The sequence below is a fragment of the Variovorax sp. NFACC27 genome (assembly GCF_048301545.1).
GTDB classification, from domain to species: domain Bacteria; phylum Pseudomonadota; class Gammaproteobacteria; order Burkholderiales; family Burkholderiaceae_C; genus Variovorax; species Variovorax gossypii.
Window position 1 is genome coordinate 1,216,702 of the sequence record NZ_CP157613.1, and the last position, 12,918, is coordinate 1,229,619.

The following is a 12,918-nucleotide window of genomic DNA, read 5'->3' on the forward strand; positions in this document are numbered from 1 at the left end:
CTTCGACTCTCGATCTGCCCGTAATTCAAATTGATGAGAACGGGCCCAAGCAAGGCCAGCTAGGTTTGCTCAAGCGAATCAGTGTTGACGAACCAAGCGATCGGGGATCGGGGCGGCGGCAATGCGCCGGCCGCATCTCGCTCGAGGCTGCCAATCAGCGAACTGATGCTGCAACTATGGGCCAGTTGCGCGCGATGTACGTTCAATCTCTTGGCGCGTGATCGTGTTGCTGAGAAACGTACGCAGGTCGTTCCCTGCTGGTCTGCGCGAGCTGGCGGTGGGGGCCGCGAAAAACTCTTTCGACCGGGGCTGTCTGTCCTGCGATGGGCGTACGCAATGGCTCGAAAGGCTGTTCTAGCCCTTTTTCTCAACGGCAAGCAGCATACGCTGAAGCGTCTCCTCCAAGGGTGGTGCATCAAGGGTGACGCCATTTTGGGCAAAGAGAGAGTGAAGTTTGCCAGGATTGCCGCACAGCCTGTGCACTTCGTTTGCTCGGACAAATGCAGGATTGATTTCGACGCGTATGGAGTGCGTAGTTAGTCGAGCAAAGGTGTCAATGACAAATTGAAGTGCGTATGGCTCTCCCGAGCATATGTTGTATGTTTCATTGGGCTCCCCATACGCAAGCAGCAGCAGATAAGCGTCGCAGACCATTCGGACATCGTTGAACTCGCGTTGCACATCCAGGTTGCCCAAGGCAATGGATTGCGCGCGGTCGGCAAAGTGCATTGCCAATTTGGGGATAAGGAAATTGAGATCCTGCCCAGGACCGGTGTAATTGAATGGACGCGTGATGACGATGTTGAGCTGGTCGATGTAGGTGCGCGCCATGTACTCCATGGCCAGCTTGCTCATGCCGTAATGATTGACGGGCGCCGGCGTCTGCGTTTCGTCGATAGGGGAGTGCGTCGTGTTGCCGTAGATGTTGGCACTGCTCGCCAGTAAGACGCGGCGTGGCCGAACAGATAACTTGACCAAGGCATTCAGAAGGTTGGTGGTGCCAACCACATTGACGGCATAAAACGCCTCGTCATGCGCGTGCCCTACAAAGCTGATCGCTGCCAGATGCACGACAGCGTCCGGTGCCGTTGTCAGTACTTCTTGTTGAAGTGCTTTGCCATCGGTGAGATCAGACCGTAGTGCAACGATGGTATGGCCCTCGGCGATGGCGCGCTCGGCAAAGACTCGGCCAGTGAATCCATCTGCACCGGTTAGCAGGATCTTCAAAACGAAAAGCCCCGTTCGTTGCGTCGCAGATCTGCTTCAACCATCATCTGGCAGAGTTGTTCCAATGTGGTTGTAGGCTCCCAGCCCAACTTGGCTTTTGCCTTCGCCGGGTTGCCAATCAGCAATTCCACTTCCGCAGGACGGTAAAACTTCGGATTCACGCGCAGCACTGTCTTGCCGGTGGCGGTGTCAACGGCGGACTCGCGTTCGCCGGTTCCTTGGAATGCCACGGTGATACCGGCGCCCTTAAATGCCATTTTCACGAAATCACGGACGGTTTCCGTACGATTGGTTGCCAGCACATAAGTATCTGGCTCGTCCACTTGAAGCATGCGCCACATGCCCTCGACATACTCCTTTGCAAACCCCCAGTCGCGCTTGGCGTCGAGGTTGCCGAGTTCCAGGGTATCGAGTTTGCCCAGTTTGATCTTTGCCACGCTGTCCGTGATCTTGCGTGTCACGAACTCGCGGCCGCGCAGGGGACTTTCGTGATTGAACAAGATGCCACTGCAGCCGAAGATGTCGTAGCTCTCGCGGTAGTTGATGGTCATCCAGTGGGCGTAGAGTTTGGCGACGCCGTATGGACTGCGTGGATAGAAAGGCGTGTCCTCCACTTGGGGGATCGCTTGCACCTTGCCGAACATCTCGGATGTAGACGCTTGATAGAAGCGGATCTTCGGGTTGACAAGGCGTATTGCCTCTAGCAGATGCAGGGCGCCCACGCCCGTGATTTGTGCGGTTGCTGCGGGCTGGTTAAAGCTCACGCCCACGAAACTCTGAGCCGCAAGGTTGTAGACCTCAACTGGTTCTGCTTGGCGGAGCAACTCGATCGAGCTTCCCAGATCGGTCAGGTCGTACTCCACCAAGTGCAGGTCGGGATTGTTCTGGATGCCCAGTTCCTCGATACGCCAGAAGTTGACCGAGCTGGTGCGTCGATAAGTGCCATAGACGACGTATCCTTTGGCAAGCAGCAGCTCAGCCAGATAGGCGCCATCTTGGCCCGTGATGCCTGTTACAACGGCATGTTTTTTCATGAGAACTCTCTCTTTAGTAAAAAATCGCGTCATGCGACGGCCCTTGCCGTTCGTGGGTGAGGGCCGTGGATGGATGAGACCGTGGAGGTCCGGATTCTGCCAAATGGGGTGAACTCTCGTGTCTGGGCATGTTTGACTAAGTAACTTGCCGGCGTCCTGGATTCAACGGGACGGCGATCAACGAGGAGTGTCACCGACTCGTTATGGGGAAGCGAAGCGCGCGTATTGCCTGCAAGCGCAACATTGATGCAAGTCGCGTGGCTGAAAGCCAACAGTCAATGGCGATAATAAATGCAAGAGCATTGGCTGTAGCGGCAATGGCTGTTCCCGATGCAAGGAGTAAGGGCTGACATCGAGCCGGCAGGCCCTTCAATACTCAAGATATACAAAGCAAGTATGAGTGACACACCACGAGACGCAGAAAAACTAGCCGAAGCGGAGAGGCAGATTGCCATCCTCAAGTTGCGGTTGGAGCTGCAGGAGCGACTTGTACGAAGCAGCGACGATTCGTTTGACGCCCAGATCGAATCGGCAGATCAGCGCGCGGCCCTCGCCGTGCAGCAGCAGAATGCATTGCTCAATTCGGCGTCTTGGCGTTTGACCGCCCCGTTGCGGAGGGTGTCAGCTGCAATGCCTCCATCTTGGCGCGGATATCTGCGCCGCGCGGCAAAGGCCACATGGTGGGTAGCCACGCCCTGGCGCATGCCTCAGCGGCTCCGGTTTCTCAAGGAGCGCCGTCGAACGGTCGAGGCGAATGCATCTCACGTCGCGCCCGCCATGCCCGTTATTAGCGCCGACGCCGGCTCTGATAGTCAGAATGCCTATCGCCAATGGATTGCTGAGCACGAATGTAGCTCGGCTGTGATCCCTGGGGTGTCCGTGGGTCTCCGGCCAAGTTTTCTGCTTTGTGCAAGTGACGCGCAGCTTGCGATGCTGCGCGAGACTGTGAGGTCGATTCAACAGCAAAGCTTTGGCCAATGGCAACTCATCGTCGCGGTCACGAGTGATCATGGTGGCTCGCTAGGCGATGCGCTGCGCATGCTGCAGGATGAAGAGCCGTGCGTGATCTCGGTGCCTGCTCACGACAAGAACAGAGCTGAAGCGTTGACCACCTGCCTTTCGCTCGCCAACGGTGATTTCATCGCAGTGCTAGACGTCGGCGACATCATTGCACCGGGCGCTGCAATCGCAATTGCCAATGCGCTGATCGAAGCACCGGCTAGCGATATTCTTTATTCTGATGAGGACGAGTTGTCCGTCGAAGGCGGTCGCACCCGGCCGTACTTCAAGCCGAGCTGGTCGCCGGAGTTGCTATACGCCTTCAACTACTTTGGGCGCTTGACGCTGCTGCGCCGGCAACTCGTCCAGGCTGCGGGCGGTATCGACCCCGAGGCTGGCGCCGGCTTCGAGTGGGATCTGAACCTTCGCGCGAGCGACATTGCGCAGACTATCACTCGCATTCCCAAGGTGCTTTGTCATCGTGCGGCGGGCGGCCATAGAGACAGGCCGCCCGCCGACTCGGTCGACGCTGCGGCGCAGCGCGCGGTGTTGCGCAAGTACTGGGCGCAGAAGGGCATCGACGCTTCAGTGCAGACGCAGCCCGACGGCACGCAGCATGCGACCTGGACGCTCGATCAGCCGCCGCTTGTTTCAATCGTGATTCCTACGAAGGACAAGGAGCATCTGCTGCGCATGTCCGTGGGGGGGCTGCTGCAGGGGACGGCATATCCGAACAAGGAAATTATCATCGTGGACACCGGCTCCACCGAGCCGGAAACGCTGGCCTATTACGCCGAACTCGCTTCGGAGCCAAGCGTTCGAATCGTTCACTTCAACAAGACCTTCAACTATTCTGCTGCGTGCAACTATGGCGCGGCGTTCTCGCACGGCGAGATCCTGTTGTTCTTGAATAACGATATCGAGATTGTTTCTCGCGACTGGCTGTGTGAAATGGTGCGCGTTGCGATGCGGCCAGGCGTTGGAGTGGTTGGTGCCAAGCTGGTCTTTCCATCGGGTGAACTGCAGCATGGCGGCGTGGGCGTCGGTATTCACCTATGTGCCCTGATGTATCGCAGTGCCGAAGCACTCCCGTGGGACGTTTTCGGCTCGCCGAATCACACCCGCAATTGGCTCTCGGTCATGGGCGCATGCCAGATGGTGCGGCGCAGCGCTTTTGAGCGCGTCGGAGGCTTCGACGAGTCGTACCTGATCGCGATGAGCGACGTAGCACTTTGCTTGCATATCTGGCGCGCAGGTTACCGCATTGCCTACGTGCCACAGGCTCAGCTCGTTCATCATGAAGGCGCGACGCGAGGCCGTAGCAACCCCGAGGCAGATACGCGTCGGATGGCCGACGATATTCGTGCCCTGGGTATTGACGAAGACCCCTACCTTCATCCAGAACTGGATGCGAATCACGCGATTCCAACTCTTCGAGTCGGCCCGGTGCCTACGGTCCGCGAGAAGCTCAAGGCCAGCCTTCGCGAGTTTGGCTCGCCCAGGTCGCATGTGCAGACACTCGACTTGTCGAACGATGGTGCATGCCTGACCGTGGCGATGCGGCCGCGTGAGAACGTGATCTGGACGCCCCAACCGGCGCACGGTGTGCGCGATGTCTGGTCTGCGGCCAGGTGGTGCTTGGACCTCCTGCGCACCTGCGCTGACGTTCGCCTGAGGTTCTCCACCGCGCTTTCCGAAGGCCCCGATGGCGCGTTTTACAAGTGGCTCGAAGCAGAGGGCGCGAATCGCTTCGACTTGAGCCTAGATGCGCTCGCTTCGATCCGCGCGCTGCTGTCGGAAGACTTGGGAGTTCGGGCGCGGCAGGCGTTTCTCTATCAAGCGGATGTTCGAGCGTTGCTGCCGCACGGTTTGCTGCCCATTGGGAGGCGCGAGCTGTTCCATTGGTTCATGCAACACGGCCGGCGTGATGCAGGCTTGCGTCTTGAGGAGATCTGGTGGTTGTTCTGGAGGGCCGCCGAAGCGCCCGAGGCTGAACTGGTCAGGGCCTACGAATTCACGCCAGACTGGCAAAAGTGCTACCCCGATGGCCTGACGGTTTTTGGCCGCCGTGCCTTTGCCTCATGGTTCCGTGCGAATTATCGCGTGGATGAACTGTGGGCTGACCCGATTCACTGGCCGGTCGACATGGTGCCGGCCCGCCAGCTTCGACTGGCCTATCGCGCGCGTGAGCAGTGGCAGCGCATGCATCCCGAAGCACTTGACGACATTGAATCCGCCAAGGCACTGATCGACTGGCTTCAGTTGCCTGAAGCCATGCAACCGGAGGTCGTGAAGTCATGGTGTGCCGGCCTAAACAAAGAGGCGGTGGCGACCGAGATGACGACGCTCGGCGTCAACGTCATCGGCCATTTTTCGTATCCGTCGGGTCTTCGGGTTTCCGTGGAGGCGCTTGTAAAGGGGCTGCGCGAGGTAGGTGTGCAGACCGCGCTCCGCGACGTCCGTACGGACAGAAAGGACGACCCCGTCCATGCGCAGTTCCGCGATTTCGAAGACTTCGAAACGACCATCCTTCACACGCAGCCAGAGCCATTTTTTAACGAGGCTTATAGCCGCAGCGACTTGAGCGAGCATGTGCCGCGCACCTATCGGATTGCTTATTGGTATTGGGAATTTGATTCGATTCCCGACTCGTGGGTGGCGGCGGCTGCCAACGTCGACGAAGTCTGGACGGCCACCGAATTCGTTGCCAAGGGCCTGCGCGAGCGACTTTCGATTCCTGTGCGGACGATGTTCCCCGGTGTCGCACTTGGTACTTATCAGCAGCGAGAGCGCAAGTACTTTGGCCTGAAGGACGGTAGCTTCACATTCTTGTTCACGTTCCACATGATGAGCGTGATGGAGCGCAAGAATCCGCTAGGCCTTATTCAGGCATTCAAGGCGGCATTTTCTACGCAGGACGATGTGACGCTGGTGCTGAAGACGTCGTTCGGTGACCGGCATCCGGTGCAGCTGCAGGAGCTGCGCGCTGCCGCAGAGGGCCATAACATTGTGGTGATTGATCAGGTCTACAGCCCTGACGAAGTGCTGTCGCTGATGGATGCGTGTGATGTGTATGTGTCCTTGCATCGCAGCGAAGGACTGGGTCTCACGATGGCTGAGGCCATGTTGATGGGCAAGCCGGTCATCGCCACCAATTACTCGGGCAATGTTGACTTCATGGGCGAGGAAGACAGCCTCTTGGTGCCCTACAAACTGGTGAAACTCGGTCGCCCGATCCCGCCTTACGATGAGAAGCTCAAGTGGGCAGAGCCGTCGACAGAGCATGCTGCCCAACTCATGCAGCGTCTGTACCAAGACCGCGAGTGGGCGAAGCAGATAGGCGCGCGTGGCAAGGCGCGCGCTGCCATCGATCTGTCGCTGGAAACGGCAGGGCAGAGGGCCGCTGCGCGATTGGCCGAAATCCGCGCGTCACTCCGAGCTTCAAAGGGTTGAGCCAAAGGGGGCCGGCGCAATGCCGGCGGCCTTGGATGCAGGGAATTGGCCAGCGCTCGTTCGGTCTTCTGACCAATTGCGCTTTGTGCTCTCCCCTCTTCACCTTCAATTGCTCGAAGCGGCCATGGTTGAGCTTTACGACTAAGCCCTTGATCGGCTATCGAAATTTGAGAGGGCGTAGGCCAGATTGTTGATCTTTCTCGAGCCCGTTTCCGCGCACGCTTACTGTTCTACGATTCTGCCGTGCTCGAGATGAATTACTCGATTGCATTCCTTGGCGATCAGTTCCGGCGAATGCGAGGCGAGTACGAGAATGCCAGACTTCGACACCACATCTCGCATACGTTTTTCTGCCTTTTCAGTGAACTCGGCATCTCCCACTGAAAGCCATTCGTCCATCAGCAAGATATCTGCCTCGACGCTGGTGGAAATGGAAAAAGCCAAGCGCATCATCATGCCGGTCGAGTAGGTGCGCACTGGCATGTTCACATATTCGCCCAGGCCGCTGAATTCGCAGATGTCGGGCGTGAGGCGGTCGATCTCCTTCTTGCTCATGCCCATCACGAGGCCGCGCAGCATGATGTTCTCCACGCCCGTGGCGTCCATCTCGATGCCCAGCGAAGGGTCGATCAGGCTGGCCACCGTACCCTGGCGCGCGAATTCGCCCGACGACGGCTCGTAGACTCCGGCAAGCGTGCGCAGCAGGGTCGACTTGCCCGCGCCGTTGTGGCCGACCAGCCCGAGCCGGTCGCCGCTCTTCAGTTCGATGTTGATGCCGCTGAGCGCCTGCACCACCGTCACGCCGGTTTCCTTGCCGAAGCGGCCACCGGTCACCGAGGCCGCGAGCGTCTTCTTGAGCGAGTTCGCGCCGGCTCCGTAGATCGGGAAGTTGACGGCGACGTTCTTGAGTGAAATGAATGCCATGTATCAGAGCCAGTAGACGACGCGGCGGCGGTACTTCGAGAACACGAAGACGGCAAGAATCAGGCACAGCGCCGTCCAGAACAGGATGCCGATCCAGCTGTGAATGTGCGCGGTGCCGCCCATCAGGGGCGTGCGAAGCAGGTCCAGCATCTGCGCGAAGGGGTTCCACAGCACGTACTTGGCGCGGCCGGGAAGGTTTTCGGGCAGCCAGAAGACGGGCGTGAGGAACATCAGCATCTGCATCACGCTGGTGATGATCTGGGTGACGTCGCGGTAGCGCGTGCAGATCAGCCCCAACAGCAGGCCGAGCGCATGCGCATTGAGGATCAGGATGGCGAAGGCCGGCAGGACCAGCAGCACGGACCACGACAGCGAGACGCCGGCCCAGATTGCCACCGGGATGTAGAGCACGATCTGGTGGGCGAACTGGATCAGGTTGCGCGCCAGGCTGCGCCAGACGAACAGGCTGATCGGGAAGTAGCCCTGCTTGAGGTAGTTTGACGAACCGATGAAGGCATTGCAGGCGTCGGTCACGATGCTGGAGAAGAAGCCCCAGAAGATGATGCCCAGCGCGAGGTGGGGGAAGAAGCGGGAAAGCTCGGTCCCGAACAGGGAGCTGTACAGCGGTCCCATGCCGGCGATCATCACGCCCATGCTGAGGGTGAGCCACATGGGCCCAAGCATGGAGCGGCGATAGCGCAGCACGATGTCGAACCAGGCGAGGGTCCACCAGATGTCTGTGCGGCGGGTGCCCTGCCACCAGTCGGAAAGGGCGCTTCGATGAAGATTGGAGTGGACTTGACTCATGTACGGCCGTAGGTGTCTGCGAGACGGACGATGTCGTCTTCGCCCAGGTAGCCACCGCACTGCACCTCGATGAGCACCAGCTCTTCGTCGCCGGTGTTGGTCAGGCGGTGTTTTTCCCCGAGGGGAATGTAGCGATATTGGCCAGGGGAGGTCTTGTGCTCGACTTCTCCGATCTGCACGATACCCTGGCCCTGCACCACGACCCAGTGCTCGGCGCGCTGATGATGGTATTGCAACGACAGCGCCTCGCCCGGACGCACCGTGATGCGCTTGACCTTGTAGCCGTCTTCTTCCTTGAGCGAGGCGTAGGTTCCCCAGGGGCGATGGACCACCGGTGGGAGATGCACCGTCTCATGCTTGCGGGCCTTGAGCACGTCCACCACTTTCTTGACCTTTTGCGCGCTGTTCTTGTGGAGTACCAGCAGCGCATCGGGCGTGTCGACGATCACGAGGTCATGGACACCGATGGTGGCGACGACCTTCGGCCCATAGCTTTCGACCTGGACGTGCGTGCCCGTCGTGTCGAGGGCGACGACGTCATCGGGGAGGGTGTTGCCGCTGGCGTCGGGCGTCAGCGCGTTGGACACGGCGGGCCAGGAGCCCACGTCGCTCCAGCTGAACTTCGCGGGCACCACGTGGACGTTCGAAGCGTGTTCCAGAACCGCGTAGTCGATGCTGATGTCCGGCTGCAGGCCGAATGCATGCAGGTCGAAGTTGATGGAGTTGGCGGAAGCCTTGGACTTGTCCAGTGCATGCCTCGCCGCCCTGATCACGTCCGGGGCGTGCTTTTCGAGCGCCGCGATGATGGTGTCGGCCGTGAAGGCGAACATGCCGCTGTTCCAGTAGTAGCGGCCCGTGGCCAGGTACTTCTGTGCGGTCTCGAGGTCGGGCTTCTCCACGAAGCGCTTGACCTCCTGGCTTTCGCGGGAGACGTTTTCGACTTCGATGTAGCCGAAGCCGGTGTCCGGGCTGGTCGGACTCACGCCGAACACGACGAGGTTGCCTTCCTGCGCCAGGCGGAAGGCTTCCGTTGCGCTGGCCACGAAAGCGTGCACGTCAGGCACAAGGTGGTCGGCCGACAGCACCAGCATCACGGTGTCGCCACTGAATTGGCGGGCGCACTGCAGCGCAGCCAGGGCGATGGCCGGGCCGGTGTTGCGGCCCTTCGGCTCGAGCAGGAAGGTCGTCTCCGGCGGGTCGCTCATCTGCTGGAGCACGTCGCGGGTCAGGAACAGGTGGTCCTTGTTGGTCACGACCATCAGGTCGCCCGTGCCGCAGGCCTGGCCTCGCTCGATGGCTTGTTGAAGCAGCGTGGAGTCGCCGATCTTCATGAATGGCTTGGGAAAGGCTTGGCGCGAAGCAGGCCAGAGCCTGGAGCCGGCGCCTCCCGAGAGCACCACTGAGAGCAGCCTCATTCTTTTCCTTTTGCTTTGTAACTCGCGAATTTTACGGGTAGCCCCGTGGCCCTGTTTCCGGGGCGAAACAGCCCGGACCAGCCAGTTCGCTGGGTGGTTGCGAAGATAATCGCCTCCCGCATGGCCGCGACGCTTTGTCCTGGTGCCGCCCGGCTCGCCGGTATTTCTCTCACACGCCGCGCCCCACGGTGCTCGATTCCTCTATGAAATCTGTCTATCGATTCATCCTCGGCCTGGCCGGACTCTGGCAAGGACCCGGAATGATGGGGCGCGTGCAGCGGGCATGGCGAATGTTCAACAAGTCGGGCTGGCCGGGCATCCGCTGGGAGCTGGGGCGGCGCTTCGGCGGCTACAACGACTACACGAAATGGGTGCAGCGCTACGACACCCTGACGCCCGAGCTGCGCGAGAAGATCGCCCAGCGCGTCGCCGCCATGAAGGACCGGCCGCTGATTTCGGTCGTGATGCCCACCTACAACCCCAAACCGGCCTGGCTGCGCGAGGCCATCGAGTCGGTGCGCAGCCAGATCTACCCGAACTGGGAGCTCTGCATCGCGGACGACGCTTCGCCTTCGGCCGAGGTGCGCGAGATCCTCAAGTCGTACAGCGAGAGCGATCCGCGCATCAAGGTCGTATTCCGCCCGAAGAACGGCCACATCTCGGCGGCCTCCAACAGCGCGCTCGAACTGGTCTCCGGCCCCTGGGTCGCGCTCATGGACCACGACGACCTGCTGCCGGCCCACGCGCTCTTCTGGGTTGCCGACTGCATCTCGGCCCATCCTGACGTGAAGCTGATCTACTCGGACGAGGACAAGGTCGACGAAGGCGGCCACCGTTTCGGGCCCTACTTCAAGTCGGACTGGAACGTCGATCTCTTCCGCTCGCAGAACATGTTCAGCCACCTGGGCGTGCTCTCGACCGAACTCATGCGCTCCGTCGACGGTTTCCGCGTGGGCATGGAAGGCTCGCAGGACTGGGATCTCGTGCTGCGCTGCATGGAGCGTGTCGAACCGGGCCAGATCCGCCACATTCCGCGCGTCCTGTATCACTGGCGCGTGCACGTCGAAAGCACCGCCAAGTCGATGAATGCCAAGCCCTACGCCGCCATCGCGGGCGAGCGGGCGCTGAACGAGCACTTCGAGCGCACCGGCGTGCGAGCCACGGCCGAGCACCTCGATTTCGGCTACCGGGTGCATTACGCCTTGCCCGATGTCTTACCGTTGGTTTCCGTGATCATCCCGACGCGCAACGCGCTGCAGCTCACGCGGCAGTGCGTCCAGTCGATCCTGGAGAAGACCAGCTACTCGAACTACGAAATCATCATCGTCGACAACGGCTCCGACGATCCCGACACGCTGGCCTGGTTCAAGCGTATCGCCGCCGAGAAGCCCAATGTCCGCGTGCTGCGCGACGACCGCGACTTCAACTACGCGGCGCTGAACAACGGCGCGGTGGCGGTGGCCAAGGGCGAGCTCGTGGCGCTGGTCAACAACGACATCGAGGTCATCACGCCCGACTGGCTGAGCGAGATGGTGAGCCTTGCGCTACAGCCGGGCGTGGGCGCCGTGGGCGCACGGCTGTGGTTCCCGAACAGGACGCTCCAGCATGCAGGCGTGATCCTCGGCGTGGGTGGCATTGCCGCCCATTCGCACCGTCGCATGCCGATGGGCCGCGAAGGCTATGCCGGCCGCGCGGCGCTGATCCAGTCGCTCTCGGCAGTCACGGCGGCCTGCCTCGTGATCCGCAAGAGCCACTACCTCGAGGTGGGCGGCCTCGACGAGGTGAACCTGAAGGAGTCGTTCAACGACATCGACTTCTGCCTGCGGCTTCGCGAAGCGGGCCTGCGCAACGTCTGGACGCCCTATGCGGAGCTGTTCCACCACGAGTCCGCTACCCGTGCCAAGGATGTCTCGCCGCAGAAGCAGGCGCAGTTCCAGGAAGAGGCTGCCTACATGCACAAGCGCTGGGGCGACCTGATCCAGAACGACCCTGCCTACAGCCCCAACCTGATGCTGGCCCGAGAGGACTTCAGCTACGCCTGGCCGCCCCGCGTGGCGCCGGTCTGACCGGATGGCCCTCGAAGTCTCGGTCGCGCTGTGCACCCGCAACGGCGCGCGCTATCTCCCCGACCAGGTGCGCAGCATCTGCGCGCAGGAGCCGCCGCCGCAGGAGATCGTGCTGTCCGACGACGGCTCCACCGATGACACCCTGGCCGTAGTGCGCGACACCCTCGCGCAGTGCGGCATGGCCGACCGCATCGCGCTGCGAGTGTTCAGCAACTCGCCGCCACTCGGCGTCACGCGCAATTTCGAGCAGGCTGTGCGCGCCTGCAGCCACGATCTCATCGCGTTGTGCGATCAGGACGACGTCTGGCACCCCGGCCGGCTGGCGCGCATGGTGGCGCAGTTCGAGGCGCGGCCCGATCTGCTGCTGCTCCACACCGACGCGCGCCTCGTCGATGGCGACCTGAAGCCGCTGGGCTCCACGCTCTTCCACGCGCTCGAGGTGCGGCCCGCCGAACTGGAGGCCATTGCGAGCGGCGAGGCTTTCGGCGTGCTGCAGAGGCGCAACCTCGTGACGGGCGCGACGACGATGTTCCGCAAGACATTGCTCGATGCGGCGCTGCCGTTCGCGCCCGAGTGGGTGCACGACGAGTGGCTCGCCGCGGTGGCCGCGGCCACCGGCCGGATGGACGTGCTGCCCGAGCCGACCATCGACTACCGCCAGCACGGCAACAACCAGATCGGCGCGCGTCGGCTGACGCTGTCCGAGAAGGTGGCGAAAGCCTTCGTTGCGCGGGGCGACAAGCACGTGGCGCGGCTGCGCCGGGCCGAGGCGCTGCTGCAGCGCCTGGAGCAGCTCGGTGGCCGGGTGCGGGCGGGTTGTCTGGATGCGCAGCGCGACAAGGTCGCGCACCAGCGGTTCCGGGCGGGGTTGCCGGCTGCACGTCCGCTGCGCCTGCTGCCGATCCTTCTGGAGGCTGCGCGCGGCCGCTATGCGCGATTCGGCCGCGGCAAGCAGGCCATCGTGCAGGACGTCTTCGAGCGCGGCTGAGCGTC

At 61.4% G+C, this 12,918-nt stretch carries 8 protein-coding genes; 3 read left to right on the forward strand and 5 right to left on the reverse strand.

Translation table 11 applies throughout. From position 1 onward, the window contains the following. Positions 1–354: 354 nt before the first annotated feature. Together ABL840_RS05700 and gmd are read right to left on the reverse strand one after the other, a co-directional pair. Positions 355–1,227, reverse strand: coding sequence for a GDP-mannose 4,6-dehydratase (locus ABL840_RS05700; protein ID WP_093299446.1), 873 nt, complete (start codon positions 1,225–1,227; stop codon positions 355–357). Next, the gene (gene gmd, locus ABL840_RS05705; RefSeq protein WP_093299449.1) at positions 1,224–2,261 is read right to left on the reverse strand and encodes a GDP-mannose 4,6-dehydratase; all 1,038 of its coding nucleotides are present in this window, start codon (positions 2,259–2,261) and stop codon (positions 1,224–1,226) included. Before gmd ends, ABL840_RS05700 begins: the two co-directional genes overlap by 4 nt. 396 nt (positions 2,262–2,657) lie before the next feature. Between gmd and ABL840_RS05710 the strand changes: the two genes are divergently transcribed. Next, complete coding sequence (locus ABL840_RS05710; RefSeq protein WP_418116207.1) at positions 2,658–6,713, forward strand: glycosyltransferase; 4,056 nt, start codon at positions 2,658–2,660, stop codon at positions 6,711–6,713. A gap of 222 nt (positions 6,714–6,935) precedes the next feature. Here the strand turns inward: ABL840_RS05710 and ABL840_RS05715 are convergent, their stop codons facing one another. From ABL840_RS05715 to ABL840_RS05725, 3 genes are read right to left on the reverse strand one after another with little or no spacing between them, the layout of a single operon-like run. Then, positions 6,936–7,637: an ABC transporter ATP-binding protein gene (locus ABL840_RS05715; RefSeq protein WP_093207291.1), complete on the reverse strand. Its 702-nt coding sequence runs from the start codon at positions 7,635–7,637 to the stop codon at positions 6,936–6,938. A 3-nt stretch (positions 7,638–7,640) separates the two neighbouring features. Beyond that, positions 7,641–8,444, reverse strand: coding sequence for an ABC transporter permease (locus ABL840_RS05720; RefSeq protein WP_093299454.1), 804 nt, complete (start codon positions 8,442–8,444; stop codon positions 7,641–7,643). After that, complete coding sequence (locus ABL840_RS05725) at positions 8,441–9,859, reverse strand: mannose-1-phosphate guanylyltransferase/mannose-6-phosphate isomerase (RefSeq protein ID WP_093299456.1); 1,419 nt, start codon at positions 9,857–9,859, stop codon at positions 8,441–8,443. Before ABL840_RS05725 ends, ABL840_RS05720 begins: the two co-directional genes overlap by 4 nt. 203 nt (positions 9,860–10,062) lie before the next feature. Between ABL840_RS05725 and ABL840_RS05730 the strand changes: the two genes are divergently transcribed. Continuing rightward, entirely contained in the window at positions 10,063–11,925 is a 1,863-nt protein-coding gene (locus tag ABL840_RS05730) for a glycosyltransferase family 2 protein (RefSeq protein ID WP_418116208.1), read from the forward strand. Positions 11,926–11,929: 4 nt separating this feature from the next. Then, complete coding sequence (locus ABL840_RS05735; RefSeq protein ID WP_093299460.1) at positions 11,930–12,913, forward strand: glycosyltransferase family 2 protein; 984 nt, start codon at positions 11,930–11,932, stop codon at positions 12,911–12,913. Positions 12,914–12,918: the final 5 nt, after the last annotated feature.